At 61.1% G+C, this 14,604-nt stretch carries 13 protein-coding genes; 6 read left to right on the forward strand and 7 right to left on the reverse strand.

Annotation, left to right across the window (positions count from 1 at the left end; genetic code table 11):
• Positions 1-27: 27 nt before the first annotated feature.
• Together cpaB and ROSMUC_RS09375 are read right to left on the reverse strand one after the other, a co-directional pair.
• On the reverse strand, positions 28-897 hold the full coding sequence (gene cpaB, locus ROSMUC_RS09370) for a Flp pilus assembly protein CpaB (protein ID WP_037272230.1): 870 nt from the start codon (positions 895-897) through the stop codon (positions 28-30).
• A 220-nt stretch (positions 898-1,117) separates the two neighbouring features.
• Positions 1,118-1,318, reverse strand: a complete 201-nt coding sequence (locus tag ROSMUC_RS09375) for a Flp family type IVb pilin (protein WP_037272232.1) — start codon at positions 1,316-1,318, stop codon at positions 1,118-1,120.
• 356 nt (positions 1,319-1,674) lie between these two features.
• Here ROSMUC_RS09375 and ROSMUC_RS09380 point away from each other — a divergent pair, with 356 nt between their 5' ends.
• The gene (locus tag ROSMUC_RS09380; protein ID WP_037272235.1) at positions 1,675-2,493 is read left to right on the forward strand and encodes a lytic transglycosylase domain-containing protein; all 819 of its coding nucleotides are present in this window, start codon (positions 1,675-1,677) and stop codon (positions 2,491-2,493) included.
• A gap of 48 nt (positions 2,494-2,541) precedes the next feature.
• Here ROSMUC_RS09380 and ROSMUC_RS09385 read toward each other — a convergent pair whose 3' ends face one another.
• The 5 genes from ROSMUC_RS09385 to tldD all read right to left on the reverse strand — a co-directional run bounded on the left by ROSMUC_RS09385 (position 2,542) and on the right by tldD (position 10,851).
• Positions 2,542-3,171, reverse strand: a complete 630-nt coding sequence (locus ROSMUC_RS09385; RefSeq protein WP_037272237.1) for a 3-oxoacid CoA-transferase subunit B — start codon at positions 3,169-3,171, stop codon at positions 2,542-2,544.
• Complete coding sequence (locus ROSMUC_RS09390) at positions 3,171-3,866, reverse strand: CoA transferase subunit A (protein WP_037272239.1); 696 nt, start codon at positions 3,864-3,866, stop codon at positions 3,171-3,173. Before ROSMUC_RS09390 ends, ROSMUC_RS09385 begins: the two co-directional genes overlap by 1 nt.
• A gap of 137 nt (positions 3,867-4,003) precedes the next feature.
• Entirely contained in the window at positions 4,004-6,688 is a 2,685-nt protein-coding gene (topA, locus tag ROSMUC_RS09395; RefSeq protein ID WP_037272240.1) for a type I DNA topoisomerase, read from the reverse strand.
• Between the two features lie 124 nt (positions 6,689-6,812).
• The gene (gene dprA, locus ROSMUC_RS09400; RefSeq protein ID WP_075571722.1) at positions 6,813-7,946 is read right to left on the reverse strand and encodes a DNA-processing protein DprA; all 1,134 of its coding nucleotides are present in this window, start codon (positions 7,944-7,946) and stop codon (positions 6,813-6,815) included.
• Positions 7,947-9,429: 1,483 nt separating this feature from the next.
• Positions 9,430-10,851 (reverse strand): metalloprotease TldD, encoded by a 1,422-nt coding sequence (gene tldD / locus ROSMUC_RS09410; RefSeq protein ID WP_037272249.1) that lies wholly within the window; start codon positions 10,849-10,851, stop codon positions 9,430-9,432.
• Positions 10,852-11,051: 200 nt separating this feature from the next.
• Between tldD and coxB the strand changes: the two genes are divergently transcribed.
• The 5 genes from coxB (at position 11,052) to ROSMUC_RS09430 (ending at position 14,546) form a co-directional block, all read left to right on the forward strand.
• Complete coding sequence (gene coxB, locus ROSMUC_RS09415) at positions 11,052-11,936, forward strand: cytochrome c oxidase subunit II (protein WP_037272252.1); 885 nt, start codon at positions 11,052-11,054, stop codon at positions 11,934-11,936.
• Between the two features lie 85 nt (positions 11,937-12,021).
• Positions 12,022-12,978 (forward strand): heme o synthase, encoded by a 957-nt coding sequence (cyoE, locus tag ROSMUC_RS09420; protein WP_037272257.1) that lies wholly within the window; start codon positions 12,022-12,024, stop codon positions 12,976-12,978.
• Entirely contained in the window at positions 12,975-13,139 is a 165-nt protein-coding gene (locus ROSMUC_RS21010) for a hypothetical protein (protein WP_037272953.1), read from the forward strand. Before cyoE ends, ROSMUC_RS21010 begins: the two co-directional genes overlap by 4 nt.
• The gene (locus ROSMUC_RS09425) at positions 13,139-13,720 is read left to right on the forward strand and encodes a cytochrome c oxidase assembly protein (RefSeq protein WP_037272268.1); all 582 of its coding nucleotides are present in this window, start codon (positions 13,139-13,141) and stop codon (positions 13,718-13,720) included. Before ROSMUC_RS21010 ends, ROSMUC_RS09425 begins: the two co-directional genes overlap by 1 nt.
• Before the next feature lie 25 nt (positions 13,721-13,745).
• Positions 13,746-14,546 carry a cytochrome c oxidase subunit 3 gene (locus tag ROSMUC_RS09430; RefSeq protein ID WP_037272271.1) on the forward strand — a complete coding sequence of 267 codons (801 nt, stop codon included), beginning with the start codon at positions 13,746-13,748 and terminating at the stop codon, positions 14,544-14,546.
• Positions 14,547-14,604 lie beyond the last annotated feature (58 nt).

Consider the following 14,604-nt stretch of genomic DNA (forward strand, 5'->3'; position numbering starts at 1 on the left):
TGCCCTTTTAGAATGTGGTGCGGCGGGTCAGTTGGTGCAGGGGATCGGGGTTTCGATCACCTCTGCCCCGCGCCGGGTGCGGATGGTGCAGGTCTCGGGCAAAGGGGCCTGTTCGACCACGGCCTCGGCGGTGATGCCAAGCAGCCTGTGTTGATCCACTTCGATCACCTCGGCCACCGTATCGTCAAGCGCGCCCACAAGCGACAGCGACAGACGCCCGGTCGATTGTGCCTGAGCAAGGGCCGCCACCTGTTGCGGTTTGACCGCGACCGTCACCGTGCGGGCGATGACCGTCTCGGAGGTATCCATGTCGGCCACCTGATCCACGGCGATGAGTTTGACCCCGTTTTCAATCAGTTTGGTGACTTCGCCAATGGAATTACCTTCGGTCCGCATATTGCCCTCACCGACGTTGCCGGTCCAATAAATGTCGATGGTATCACCGGGCCGAAGAAAGCCCGAAACGCCGCTGGTCACATCGACCTTGATGGCAAAGGCACGCATGCCGCGTTCGAGTTGCGATGTGATGCCCACTTCGGCCCCCGGTTCCGTGACCTTGACAGCCAAAATGGGCTCGTTCATCTCCATCCGGCGCAGGGCGCGGCGCGCGACGACCTCACCCTTGGGAAACAGCTCTTCTTTCGATTTGAACACGCCTTCGGGCAGGGATGTTTTGGGGAAGGCCGTGAGGCGCACCGCGTCTTTGTCAATCGCTTCGCCATATTGCAAGGCGCGGGTTGCAACATAGATGTCAACGGTTTCGATGACGGGCGCGCGTTGTTGACGCTCTGCCGCCAGTTGGCGCTGATAACCGTCAATGTAGTTTTTGGCCATGTAAACCGCAAATCCCGCGAGCCCGAGGCCCACGATCAGCACCAATCCGAAAACTGCTCGCATGGGGTTTCCCTTTCTTCGCAAGAGGAGGTCCGACAGGGGACCGGTGATCAAACCTGATGATATCGCGCCATTGTGTCAAAATCAGGGACAAGGGGCGGCGATATAGCGCCTTTCAGCCCCGCGAGATGTGGCCGTGACACGAAAGAAAATGGCCACGGATAGGAGCTATCCGTGGCCATTTCTATGTGATTGCCCGGTTCAGGCCCGGGCCGTCAGGCGCTTATTGGCCGAGGGTGCCGAGGTCGACAACCGCCGAGCCGCCCACTTCGGTGCCGATGGTGGTGGCGAGGTTTTCAATGCCGGTGCTCACGGTGGACACGCCGGCGATGCCGAGGCCAACGACTGCTGCGGTCAGCACGACCCAGTCAACCGTCACTGCGCCGTCTTCGTCTTTCGAGAAGTTCTTGATGAATTTGATCATGGTTTGGTCCCTCCAAAGGATCAGTTGCTTGTGTTGTTACACCCGCTTCGGTTTAGGACCCCCAGTTTTTTATGGTCCGTTGCCGTCGTGGTGTGATGCCATATAGCGGGTCAAATCGGGCGGGAATTTGGCGTGACTGGATCGTTTTTGGAGTGGCCTGAAAAAAGCATTCGAAAAATCTTAAGATACTGAAAGATAACAAAAGAAACTCTGAATAATTGTCTGAAAAGGGCTTTGAGGCGGTAAATGTGGCGCAAATGTGGGGGGTTCGCGATGTTATGTTGAACAATGCTGGCGTGGAGTCCGGATTTTTGCGATACTGGCGACAATCAATCAGAGGCAGAGCAGCGCCCGCTATGAAATTTTTAAGCCTTTTGGTTTCTGCTGCGATTCTCGCAGGGGCAAGTTCGGTTGCGGCGCAGGCTCCGCAGCCGTTCAAGGAATTCACGTTCAAGCGGGAAAAGGCCCCGGCACCGGGTATGCGGCGTGGCCCTCTGGTGCAGATCGAGCCCGCAGCGCCAGAGCCGCCGCGCGCAGCGCTGCCGGAAAAGGGACCAGATGGCCCGGTCACGCCGCGCGAGGCCGCCTATGGCTGGTTCTGGGAAAGGGTTCCTGCCGATATTGGCACGGATGGCGCTTTGCGCCTGCGCGCGGCGATGGAACATCTGGCCAAACCGCCCGCAGGCAAGGGGGTGAGCGCGCCGCGCCTGCAATCGGTGCAAGAGATTGCCCGCGCCGAAGGCAGCCATATCCTGAGCCAGACCATTGGCACGCAGATTTCGCCCGCTCTAGTCTTGGCGGTGATCGCGGTGGAATCCTCGGGGCGCACAGCGGCGGTCAGTTCTGCCGGGGCGCAGGGGCTGATGCAGCTCATGCCGGATACCGCGCGCCGGTTCGGTGTGACCGATAGCCTGTCACCAGCCGAGAATATCCGGGGCGGGGTGGCCTATCTCGATTGGCTGATGAAGGAGTTCAAGGGCGACGTGCTGCTGGCCTTGGCGGGTTACAACGCAGGCGAGAATGCGGTCAAACAGCATGGCGGCGTGCCGCCCTATACCGAGACCCGCGATTACATTCCCAAGGTGCTGGCCGCCTATGAGGTGGCGCGTGGCCTGTGCAAGACGCAGCCAGAGCTGATCACGGATGCCTGCGCGCTCAATCTCGCGATGAAATAAGGGCCGGACCCTTGCGGTGTTCGGCCCCTGGATTTCCGGTCTTGCAGATCAGTTGACGATGGTCGCCTCAGTCGCGGCGCGCAGTTCCGCGTCGGTTACGCCGTCAGCCAGTTCAACAATCTTGAGCCCGCCCTCGACCACGTCGAGGACGCCAAGGTTCGAGATGATACGGTTGACCACGCCCGTGCCGGTGAGCGGCAGGGTGCAGTATTTCAGCACTTTGGATTCACCATGCTTGTTGGTGTGATCCATGACAACGACCACGCGGCCCACGCCCGCGACCAGATCCATGGCCCCACCCATGCCCTTGACCAGCTTGCCGGGGATCATCCAGTTGGCGAGATCGCCATTCTCGGCCACTTCCATCGCCCCAAGGATCGCCATGGCGATCTTGCCGCCCCGGATCATACCAAAAGAGGTGGCGCTGTCGAAATAAGAGGTGTCAGGCAGTTCGGTGATGGTCTGCTTGCCCGCGTTGATGAGGTCAGGGTCCTCGGTGCCGGCGATGGGAAAGGGCCCCATGCCCAGCATGCCATTTTCCGATTGCAGCGTGACATGCACGCCCTCGGGGATGAAATTGGGCACCAGTGTCGGGATGCCGATCCCGAGGTTCACATAGGTCCCGTCCTGAAGTTCGAGCGCCGCGCGTGCGGCCATCTGATTGCGATCCCAAGCCATTATGCAGCCCTCACGGTGCGTTGTTCGATACGTTTCTCATGGGTGCCCTGCACAAGGCGATGCACGTAAATGCCGGGCAGGTGGATGCAGTCGGGGTCGAGTTCGCCGGGTTGGACGATTTCCTCGACCTCCATCACGCAGACCTTGCCGCACATGGCGGCGGGCGGGTTGAAGTTGCGCGCGGTCTTGCGGAAAATTGCGTTGCCGGTGGTGTCGGCCTTCCATGCCTTGACGATGGACAGATCGGCAAAGATGCCGCGTTCGAGAATATAGGTCTCGCCGTTGAACTCTTTGTGTTCCTTGCCCTCGGCCACCTGGGTGCCCACGCCGGTCTTGGTGTAGAAGCCGGGGATGCCGCAGCCGCCTGCGCGCATCCGCTCGGCCAGCGTGCCCTGGGGGTTGAATTCCAGCTCAAGCTCGCCCGAGAGATACTGGCGCATGAATTCGGCATTCTCGCCCACGTAAGAGGACATCATTTTGCGCACCTGCCGCGTTTGCAGCAGGATGCCGATGCCGAAATCATCGACGCCTGCATTGTTGGACGCGAAAGTCAGATCCTTGACGCCCGAGTCGCGGATCGCGGCCAAGAGCAATTCGGGGATGCCGCAGAGGCCAAAGCCGCCCGCCGCAATCAGCATGTCGTCGCGCAAAAGCCCGTCCAGCGCTTCGGCGGCCGAGCCGTAAACCTTGTTCATGTGGAACCTCCTCCAGACAGTGGGTTGCCCCTCCTATGCGGCGCAAGCCGGGCGCGAGTCAACGCGCGCCGCCGGTCATCGCAACGGAATAGGGATTTCTACGTAGAGCTTTACGTAGGGCGCGGCGGCGCGCCGGGTTATTTCCCGGCGGCAGCGCGTTTGGCAGGTGCCTTTTTCGCGGCAGGCTTCTTGGTCGTGGTGGCCTTGGCCTTGGCAGCGGGTTTCTTGGCTGCGGTTTTGCGCGCCTTGCCAGGCTTGGTGGCCTTGGCGGCAATCGCCTCAACCGCCATCTCCATGGTCACATCCTCGGGTTCGGTGCCCTTGGGCAGGGTCGCGTTGATCTTGTCCCATTTGATATAGGGTCCATAGCGCCCTTCGAGGATCTGGATGGGGCCGCCATGCTCTGGATGTTCGCCCAGATCGCGCAGCGCTTTGGCGGCGGCACGTCCGCGCCCGCCGGGATTGGCGCGTTTGGCCGCCAGAAGTTCGACGGCGCGGTTCATGCCGATCTCGAACACATCATTCGGGTCTTTGAGATTGGCGTAGACGGGTTTGGCCTCGTCCGGCAATTGGTGCATGAGATAGGGGCCGAAGCGCCCGAAATTGGCAGAGATCATGCCGCCTTCGGGGTGTTGACCGACCGCGCGCGGCAGGCTGAGCAGGGTCAGCGCCTTGTCCAGCGTCATCGCCTCGGCGGTCCAACCTTTGGGTAGGCTGGCGCGGTCGGGCTTCTTGTTCTCTTCCGTCGCTTCGCCGCGCTGGACATAGGGGCCAAAGCGGCCGGAGCGCAGCGAAATCTCGTTGCCCGCGTCATCCGCGCCCAGAATACGATCGCCATTTTCCCCGGCATCGCCACCAATGGGCCGGGTATAACGGCATTCGGGGTAATTGCCGCAGCCGACAAACCCGCCCGAACGGGAAGTTTTGAGATGCAATTGACCGGTGCCGCAGAGCGGGCATTGGCGCGGGTCGCTGCCATCCTCGCGCGGGGGATAGAGCGTGGGCGCGAGGGCCGCGTCGAGCACGTCGAGCACTTCGGTGATGCGCAGTTCCGAGGTTTCGGCAATGGCGGCAGAGAAATCGCGCCAGAAACGGGCGAGAATTTCCTTGTAATCCGCCTCGCCTGCACTGACGCGATCCAGATCCTCTTCGAGATTGGCGGTGAACTCGTAGCCCACGTATTTACGGAAGAAGTTGATCAGAAAGACCGTGACGATCCGGCCCTTATCCTCTGGGAAGAGGCGATTTTGTTCCTTGCGGACATATTCGCGGTCCTGGATCGTGGTCAGGACACTGGCATAGGTCGAGGGGCGGCCAATGCCCAGTTCTTCCATCTTCTTGACCAACGTCGCCTCGGTGTAGCGGGGCGGGGGCTGGGTGAAATGCCGGAGCGCGAGGATGGCTTCGTTTGGCGAGAGCACGGCGGCGGTTGTCTCGGCCCCGTCGCTGGCGCGGGCGAATTCGGCGTGAAGCGATGATTTGGCAAAGGCTGCGGGCTCTCCCTGCATGATCTGGGGCAGGCGGCCATCATCGTCGTCGCCGCTGATCACATCATCGCGGCCCTCTTCATAAACTTTGAGAAAGCCCTCGAACAGCATCACCTGACCGGTGGCGCGCAGGCCGACCTGACCATCAGAGCTGCCGATCTCGACGGTGGTGCGCTCCATCCGGGCGGCCTCCATCTGGCAGGCGAGGGTGCGCTTCCAGATGAGATCGTAGAGTTTGCGCTGATCCGCATCAGAGGTTTTGATATGGCCTGCGTCGCGCGTCATGTCTGTGGGACGGATACATTCATGCGCCTCTTGGGCATTCTTGGCCTTATTCTTGTACATGCGGGGCGATTTCGGCAGATATTCCGGGCCGAAGCGGTCCTTGATCGCATCGCGGGCGGCCATCACTGCCTCGGGGGCCATGTCGATCCCGTCGGTGCGCATATAGGTGATATATCCCGCCTCGTAGAGCCGTTGCGCGGCGGACATGCACTGCTTGGCGCCCATGCCGAATTTGCGGCTGGCCTCTTGTTGCAGCGTCGAGGTCATGAAGGGGGCGGAGGGGTTGCGGCTGGCCGGTTTCGCCTCGACCGAGGTGACGGTGAGGGACCGCGACGTCATGGCTTGCACCGCCATTTCGGCCTGAGTGGCGTTCTCCAGATCGAATTTGTCGAGCTTCTTGCCGGCGAGCGAGACAAGCCGCGCCTCATATTCTTGGCCGCGTGGCGTGGTCAGCAGCGCCTTGACGGACCAGTATTCGCGGGCGGTGAACGCCTCGATCTCCATCTCGCGCTCGACGATGAGGCGCAGGCAGACCGATTGCACACGCCCCGCAGAACGCGCGCCGGGCAGTTTGCGCCAGAGCACCGGCGAGAGGTTGAAGCCCACGAGATAATCCAGCGCACGGCGGGCGAGATAGGCCTCGACCAAGGGCGCATCGACCTGACGGGGATTCTTCATCGCCTCGGTTACGGCGGATTTGGTGATGGCGTTGAACACCACGCGGCTGACGGGCGTATCCTTGTTGATCGCCTTGCGTTTGCGCAGGGTTTCTTCGAGGTGCCAGCTGATTGCCTCGCCTTCGCGGTCGGGGTCGGTGGCGAGGATAAGGGCGTTGTCATCCTTAAGCGCGTCGGCAATGGCCTTGACATGCTTGCGGCTGTCGGGACCGACTTCCCAAGTCATGTCAAAACCGTTTTCGGTATCGACCGAGCCATCTTTGGCGGGCAAGTCGCGTACATGGCCATAGCTTGCCAAAACCGTGTAACCGTCGCCCAGATACTTGTTGATCGTCTTGGCTTTTGCGGGCGATTCGACAACGACAACGGGCATGGGCACTCCTTCCGACTCTGGTCGAGGCTTATGGCGGGGCACCATGTGGGCTGGCAAGGGGAATTGTCAATCTGGCCGCAAGGGTTGCAGGAGCGCGACCTTATGACCCTCTGTGGTGTAGTGGCTACCGTGCGAGGGCCAGAAGACCGCCCGGATGCCGCGTGATGCGCCCGTCGAGCTCCAGATCCAAGAGGGCGGGGGCGACCCGGTGGGCCGGCGTGGCCAGATCGCGGATAAGCTGATCCTCGGCCAGAGGAGAGGGCCCGAGACGGTTGAGTATCTGCGCATGCAGGCTGGCGATGTCGCGGAGTGTGGGCGTGGGCGCCAGCGGCAGATCGGGCTGAGGAGCGGTTTTCGTGATCGGGACCTGTGGCAGCGCGTCGATCACATCCTCGGCGTTGCGGATGAGAGTGGCCCCGTCGCGGATCAGCATATTGCAGCCGCTGGCGCGGGCATCGATCGGGTGGCCGGGGACGGCCATCACTTCGCGCCCCTGGTCGAGCGCGGTGCGGGCGGTGATGAGCGATCCGGATTTGGCCGCCGCCTCGACCACGACCACAGCCTGTGCGAGTCCACTGACCAGCCGATTGCGGCTGGGAAAATGGCGGGCCTGCGGAATGAGGCCGATCGGTTGTTCCGAGAGGCGCAGGCCGGTGGCGAGAATGTCGCCCGCGAGTTTGGTGTTTTCGGCCGGGTAGATGACATCGACCCCGCCCGCCATGACCGCGATGGTTCCCGCCTCGAGACTGCCGAGATGGGCGGCGGTGTCGATGCCGCGCGCGAGGCCCGAGACAATGAGATAGCCGCGCGCCGAGAGGTCGGCAGCGAGCGACCGGGCCATGCGGGTTCCGAGCGACGAGGCGTTGCGCGCACCCACGAGGGCGATCATGGGCCGGTCGAGCACGGCCATATCGCCCATCACCCAGAGGACGGGCGGGGCGTCGGGCAGATCGCGTAAGGCCTTGGGATAGTTGGCATCTGCGTGCGTGAGCAGGGTCGCGCCCGCCGTTTTTCCGGCGCGCAATTCGGCCTCGGCGACGCCTGCAGGGCAGGGGGTGTAGTCGGTGACACCGGCGGCGCGGGCAACCTCGGGCAGGGCGTTGAGCGCCGCCTGGGCGGTGCCGTGTTCGCTGAGGAGCCGATGAAAGGTGGCCGGTCCGACCCGGCGAGAGCGCAAGAGGCGAAGCCACGACACCCGGTCATCTTCCGTGGTGGGTGGGAGTGGGGGGTGAGTGGAAGGATGAGTAGTCTTGGGCATCCGTGACCTCGCCTGCTTGCAAGACCATGGATAGCGCACGGGTGGTTAATGGGTGGTAAACCGAAACCGGGTGAGTCGCGGTTTTCCTTGCTTATTCATATAAGTCATTGAAATATTGAATTAATTATTTTCGCGCTCTGAAATTGGCCGGTGTCTGTATCGCGTCGGTATCCTGTCGGTATCGCGTCGGTGGCGGAAGCGGGCGGGCCTGACGGGTGCCGGGTGTGACCGGGGCGCGCGGTGCTGGCACGGAATGGCAAGGGGTGTGCCGGGCGGGATTTGAGTATCTTGGGTACGGTGAAAGGGGGGCGGCCCGGTTGCTGGGATGGACCGGCGTTTTGTCGTAGGGGATGCGATGGGGTCTCTTAGCCCGGCGCAGTCATAAAGGCTTCGCTCTGAGATGGTAAAGCGGACCTTTATAGTCGCGCGGTCGAGTTACTGAGATGCGGGACGATGAGGACATTCGGCAGCCAGCAACCAATGTCCGCTAAATTCTCGGTGTTCGCTAGAACACGTCGAGTTCTTGAAGGAACTTCCCCCTCGGCGCGCAAGCCTTAAACGGGCTCGCAATTAGTAGCTGTGGTCGTTCGACTGCCTGAAATTCCATATGGCGAGGCGACCAGTTGTACACGCTTGTATCGCCATCATCTTCAACGAGAAGCAGTCCGTGAAAGTACCAAGAGTCTCCGATTTTGTAACCTGATCGTGTTGTGTAGAATGACAGGCCACGCAGCCCAATGAGGGAACCTAGTTCTCTCGCTATAGGACTGTGTTCACCAATGCAGAATGCACGGCCCGAAGAGACTTCGATAGCGTTTGAGTAAGAGAGCGGAACCATCGCTAGCGACCAAACTCCCACCAGTACAGGGAACGTGTAAACAGCCAATACAAACGCCCTAGCTTTTTGCCCAAGGGTTGAGATCAACAAAATGGATGCGACACACGCCAACGTCAAAGCCGTTCCGTGGAATGCGACCATCTTTGTTCCGCCGCCCGACAATGCCATCATTGCGATTGTTACAACCGCGCCCGCGCTTAGAAACAACAGGGCAAGGACTGCCGCAAAAACTATGGGCATTCTCCGACTACTCGCGACTGAGACTATCAAGACTGCAAGCGGCATTAGAGGCAAAACAGCAATTGACCGCTCGAACCAAGTCGCCGTTAGCAGGGAGGGGTCTGATAATGGTACAGGAACAAATCCAAGAGCAATAATTACCGCTCCGATCAGCGCCATATATCTTTGAGCGTTAGAGAAAATATTCTGGTCCTCCGCCGCGCTGGTAACCGGCGCGCCAATTCAATTTTTCGGTATAGCGGACATTGGCGGCAATGCAGCATTCTTGCAAGACGGGCTCGTTCCAGTCATTCGCCGCACGTGGCTTGAAGGTCCGCTGTCGGGAAACTGCCCAGACTTTGCGAAGGTTACGATCTGCGCATCGCGGGTGTTCGCGTGAACTGCGGACCCGTCACTCGCGCCGCGCTACGCCGCCGAGCCGCCCACCGTCAGCCCGCCGATCAGCACCGTGGGTTGGCCGACACCCACCGGCACCCATTGTCCCTGTTTGCCGCAATTGCCCATGCCGGGATCGAGGGCCATGTCGTTGCCCAAGCCCCGGATCTGTTGGAGGGCGGTGGCGCCGTCGCCGATCAGGGTGGCGCCTTTGACGGGCGCGCCGATCTGGCCGTTCTTCACGCGGTAGGCCTCGGTGCAGGAAAAGACGAATTTGCCGTTGGTGATGTCGACCTGACCGCCGCCGAAGCCCACGGCGTATATGCCGTCCTTCAACTCGGCCACCAGATCGCCGGGGCTGGCGGAGCCACCCATCATGTAGGTGTTGGTCATGCGCGGCATGGGGGCGTGGGCATAGCTCTCGCGGCGCCCGTTGCCGGTGGGGGCCACGCCCATCAGGCGGGCGTTCTGGCGGTCCTGCATATAGCCCACGAGGATGCCATCCTCGATCAGGACATTGCGGGCCGAGGGCGTGCCTTCGTCGTCGATGGTGATGCTGCCGCGCCGGTCGGGGATGGTGCCGTCGTCGAGCACGGTAACACCGGGGGACGCGATCCGTTGGCCCATGAGGCCCGCAAAGGCGGACGAGCCCTTGCGGTTGAAATCGCCCTCAAGCCCATGACCGATGGCCTCGTGCAAGAGGATGCCGGGCCAGCCGGGGCCAAGCACCACATCCATGGTGCCCGCGGGGGCCGGTTCGGCATCGAGGTTGACGAGCGCTATGCGCAGCGCCTCGCGGGTCTTGGCCTGCCAGTCGGCGGGATCAAGCAGGCCATCCAGCCCAACACGCCCGCCGCCCCCGGCGCTGCCGCTCTCGCGGCGGCCCTCCTGCTCGACGATGATCGAGACATTGACGCGGGTCATCGGGCGGACGTCCTGCAACTCCTGGCCATCGGGGCGCAGGATCACGACCTCTTGGCACGAGGCCGCGATCGAGGCCGTGACCTGTACGACGCGGGCATCAAGGCCGCGCGCGAAAGCGTCCATCTCGCGCAGCGTGTCGAGCTTGACCGGAAAGGAGGCCCCGGCGATGGGATCGGCATCGGTATAGAGGCGACGATTGGTCGGGGTTGGCCCCGCTGCCAATGTGCCGCCGCCTGCCCCCACCGCAAGACGCGCCGTTTCCACCGCGCGTTTCAGCGCGGCCTCTGTCACGTCAGAGGAATGCGCATAGCCCGTCACCTCGCCGCGCACGGCGCGCAGGCCAAACCCCTCGGAGGCGTCATAGGACGCGGTCTTGACCCGGCCATCGTCGAACATGAGCCCCTCGGCGCGGCGGCGTTCGAGAAACAGCTCGCCATCGTCGGCCCCATGGGTCGCCGCGCGCAGGCGTGTGAGGGCGGTATCGCGGTCAAGCAGGGTCTCGAATGGGCGAAAGGCGGTGTCGGTCATGGGGATTCTTTCTCTGCCGTGCGGTCCGTGGGGGCGATAATTTGATTTAAATCAAAAAAGCGTCCGTTTGCCGCAATGGTCTTTCTTGTCGTTTCAGGCAGAATATGGTTTTAGACAGCACCGAGACAATGGGATTCCGCCCTGCGGCGGGATGACCTTCGCAAAAAGACATGAACCGCTTTAACCGATCAGGGTGTAAAATGCGACTAACTTCCAGCCTTATGGCGGCTCTGACCGCCTTTCTCGCCCTTCCTGCCATGGCTCAAGACGGGCTTGAGATCGTGGGTAAGCCCGTAGAGGGCAAGATGGGCTTTCAGCCGGCGGCGACCGAGCTTGCGCGCGACCTGCAATGGCTGGACGGGATGATCAACGTGATCATTATCGCGATCGTGCTTTTTGTGACGGCGCTGTTGGTGGTGGTGATGATCCGCTATAACCGCAAATCCAACGCAAAACCGGCGAGTTTTACACATAATTCACCGCTGGAAATTGCCTGGACAATCATCCCGATTGTGATTCTCGTCTTTATCGGCGCTTTCTCTTTGCCGGTGCTGTTCAAGCAGCAAGAAATTCCCGATGGCGAAATCAACATCAAAGTGACGGGCTATCAGTGGTATTGGGGGTATGAATATACCGACCACGATTTCGCCTTTGACAGCTACATGATCGGGGCGCCGGCAACGGGTGGCGACAACCGCATGACGCCCGAGGTCGAGGCGCAGTTGATTGAGGCCGGTTACAGCAAGGATGAGTTCCTGCTGGCCACCGACACTTCGGTCGTGGTTCCCGTGGGCAAGACTGTGGTCATGACTGTAACCGGGGCGGATGTGATCCATAGCTGGACGATTCCCGCCTTTGGCGTGAAGCAGGATGCGGTGCCCGGGCGTCTGGCGCAGCTGTGGTTCAAGGCCGAGAAGGAAGGTATCTATTTCGGACAGTGTTCCGAGCTTTGCGGTCAGGCGCACGCCTATATGCCTATCACCGTCAAGGTCGTCAGCGAGGCCGAGTACGAGACATGGCTGGATGGTGCGATCGAGGAATACGCGGGCACGCCGCGTTCCGTGACCGTGGCGCAAGCCGACTGACAAGACCGGGGCGCGCGCCGCAAGGTTGAGCCCCACGCCTACCGCTGAGGGCCGCGCACCTTGCGCGTTCCGGCAGGAGAAAAAGATGAGCGATGCGAGCCTGAACACAGCCAGCCCCGTGAGCCGCGCCCAAGAGGGTGAGGCAGGCTTTGGCGATTTCTTTGCCCTGCTCAAGCCGCGGGTAATGACGCTTGTCGTGTTCACGGCGCTGGTTGGTCTCTTGGCAGCGCCCGTGGGCGTGCATCCGGTCATCGGCTTTGCCGCGATCCTGTTCATTGCTGTTGGTGGCGGTGCCGCAGGCGCGCTCAACATGTGGTGGGAATCCGACATCGACGCGCTGATGAAACGGACGCAGAAGCGGCCGATTCCGGCGGGCAAGGTCACGCGGGACGAGGCCTTTGCCTTTGGCATCACGCTGGCGGTGATGTCGGTTGTCATGCTTTGGCTGGCCACCAACGCGCTGGCGGCGGGTATCCTTGCGTTTACGATCTTCTTCTACGTCGTGATCTACACGATCGGCCTGAAACGCTGGACGCCGCAGAATATCGTCATTGGCGGGGCGGCGGGTGCGTTCCCTCCGATGATTGGCTGGGCGGCGGCGACGGGCACGGTGAGCCTCGAGTCGGTTTTGATGTTCGCCCTGATCTTCATGTGGACACCGCCGCATTTCTGGGCTCTCGCACTCTTCATGCGCGGCGATTACGACACGGCAGGCGTGCCGATGCTGACCGTGACGCATGGACGGCGCGCCACGCGGGTGCACATTCTGGTCTACACCGTGCTCTTGGCGGCGCTGGCGATTGGCGCTGCGTTCACAGGTATTGGCGGGCCGGTTTATCTTGTGGTTGCTTTGGTGTTCAATGCCCTGTTCCTGCGCGACGCGATTGCAATCTGGCGCCGCGACGAGGATCAGGCCGAGGCCGATAACTACCGGGTCGAAAAACGGGCGTTCAAGCTGTCGCTCTGGTATCTCTTTGCACATTTCACGGCCATTCTGGCGGAGGCCGCGCTGGGCGGTCTTGGCCTTGGGGGATGGGCATGAGCTTTCGCGAGGAGCATGAGCTGCACAAGCGCCGGTTTGGCCGCAATCTGGGTCTTGGCCTTGTGCTGGCGGGGTTCGTGGCACTGGTCTTTGGAATGACGATTGCCAAGGTGTCCGACGACGGATTTGCGGTGCCCAAGATCGAGCAGGAGGGGAAGTGATGGCGATGGACCCGAAACTCAAGACAGTGACCCAGACTGTTGGCGTGGTGGTGCTGATGGGCGGGCTCGCCTGGGCCTCGGTGCCGTTTTATGACTGGTTCTGCCGTGTCACCGGCTTTGGCGGGGCGACGGGCGTTTCCGAGGTAGCAAGCGAGGATGTGCTGGAGCAAACCGTCAAGGTGCGGTTCGACGCCAGCAAGGAGCGCGGAATGCCGTGGGAGTTCAAGCCGATGGAGCGCCAGATGGAGCTACGCATCGGCGATACGGGGCTGGCGTTTTATGAGGCCTATAATCCCACCGACCGTGTTGTGGCGGGATCGGCCAGCTATAATGTGACACCTTACGAAGCGGGTGGCTTTTTCACCAAGATCGACTGTTTCTGTTTCGAACAACAGGTGCTACAGCCGGGCGAGCGAGTGCAGATGCCCGTGACCTTTTATGTTGACCCGGAGATCGTGACCGACCGTGACGCGAAATACGTGCATACGATCACGCTGTCCTATACGTTCCACGAAATTGACCTGCCCGAAGAGCAAGCTGCGCTTGAACAGGGCACATCACAAGATAAAAACCTGAACTGAGCCTTCGACGAGGGATAATACAAAGATGGCACACGAGAAAAACCACGATTACCACATTCTGCCCCCCTCCATCTGGCCGTTGCTTGGCTCTTTGGCGGGGTTCGTCATGCTCTTCGGGGCGGTTCTGTTCTTTCACGATCATGGGCCGTGGATGCTGCTCGCGGGCGTCGTCGGCGTGCTCTATGTCATGTTCGGCTGGTGGGCCGATGTGGTGAACGAGGGCCAGACCGGCGATCACACCCCGGTCGTGCGGATTGGTCTGCGCTATGGCTTCATCATGTTCATCATGTCGGAAGTGATGTTCTTTGCCGCGTGGTTCTGGAGCTTTTTCAAGCACGCCATGTACCCGATGGGCGAAAACTATCCGATGGTCGATGGCGTCTGGCCGCCTGCCGGGATCGAGACCTTTGATCCCTGGCACCTACCGCTGATCAACACGCTGATCCTTTTGTGCTCGGGCTGTGCCGCCACTTGGGCGCATCATGCGCTGGTGCATGAGAACAACCGTCAGGACATGAAGCGAGGGCTGATTATCGCGATTGCCTTGGGCGCGATCTTTACCGTGTTCCAGGCCTATGAATACAGCCATGCGGCGTTTGGCTTCTCCGGCAATATCTACGGTGCCAACTTCTTCATGGCGACCGGGTTCCACGGCGCGCATGTGGTGATCGGCACGATTTTCCTCTTCGTTTGCCTCATTCGCGTGCAAAAAGGGCATTTCACGCCTCAGCAGCACGTAGGATTTGAAGCCGCGGCTTGGTATTGGCACTTTGTCGATGTGGTGTGGCTGTTCCTCTTTGCCGCGGTCTACATCTGGGGTGCGTGACGATCTTCTGAAGGAGATCGGCGCTTTGCGCCTGAGTATTTGAACCAAGAAGAAGATG

The organism is Roseovarius mucosus DSM 17069 (genome assembly GCF_000768555.3).
In the GTDB taxonomy this organism is placed as follows: Bacteria; Pseudomonadota; Alphaproteobacteria; order Rhodobacterales; family Rhodobacteraceae; genus Roseovarius; species Roseovarius mucosus.

What these genes read in the sequence shown, in the direction of transcription:
- ROSMUC_RS21010 (WP_037272953.1), top strand. Translation starts at nt 12,975, where the DNA reads ATGAGCTTTCGCGAGGAGCATGAGCTGCACAAGCGCCGGTTTGGCCGC.
- dprA (WP_075571722.1), bottom strand. Translation starts at nt 7,946, where the DNA reads ATGCCCAAGACTACTCATCCTTCCACTCACCCCCCACTCCCACCCACC.
- ROSMUC_RS09380 (WP_037272235.1), top strand. Translation starts at nt 1,675, where the DNA reads ATGAAATTTTTAAGCCTTTTGGTTTCTGCTGCGATTCTCGCAGGGGCA.
- ROSMUC_RS09425 (WP_037272268.1), top strand. Translation starts at nt 13,139, where the DNA reads ATGGCGATGGACCCGAAACTCAAGACAGTGACCCAGACTGTTGGCGTG.
- coxB (WP_037272252.1), top strand. Translation starts at nt 11,052, where the DNA reads ATGCGACTAACTTCCAGCCTTATGGCGGCTCTGACCGCCTTTCTCGCC.
- cyoE (WP_037272257.1), top strand. Translation starts at nt 12,022, where the DNA reads ATGAGCGATGCGAGCCTGAACACAGCCAGCCCCGTGAGCCGCGCCCAA.
- ROSMUC_RS09375 (WP_037272232.1), bottom strand. Translation starts at nt 1,318, where the DNA reads ATGATCAAATTCATCAAGAACTTCTCGAAAGACGAAGACGGCGCAGTG.
- topA (WP_037272240.1), bottom strand. Translation starts at nt 6,688, where the DNA reads ATGCCCGTTGTCGTTGTCGAATCGCCCGCAAAAGCCAAGACGATCAAC.
- ROSMUC_RS09385 (WP_037272237.1), bottom strand. Translation starts at nt 3,171, where the DNA reads ATGGCTTGGGATCGCAATCAGATGGCCGCACGCGCGGCGCTCGAACTT.
- ROSMUC_RS09430 (WP_037272271.1), top strand. Translation starts at nt 13,746, where the DNA reads ATGGCACACGAGAAAAACCACGATTACCACATTCTGCCCCCCTCCATC.
- tldD (WP_037272249.1), bottom strand. Translation starts at nt 10,851, where the DNA reads ATGACCGACACCGCCTTTCGCCCATTCGAGACCCTGCTTGACCGCGAT.
- ROSMUC_RS09390 (WP_037272239.1), bottom strand. Translation starts at nt 3,866, where the DNA reads ATGAACAAGGTTTACGGCTCGGCCGCCGAAGCGCTGGACGGGCTTTTG.
- cpaB (WP_037272230.1), bottom strand. Translation starts at nt 897, where the DNA reads ATGCGAGCAGTTTTCGGATTGGTGCTGATCGTGGGCCTCGGGCTCGCG.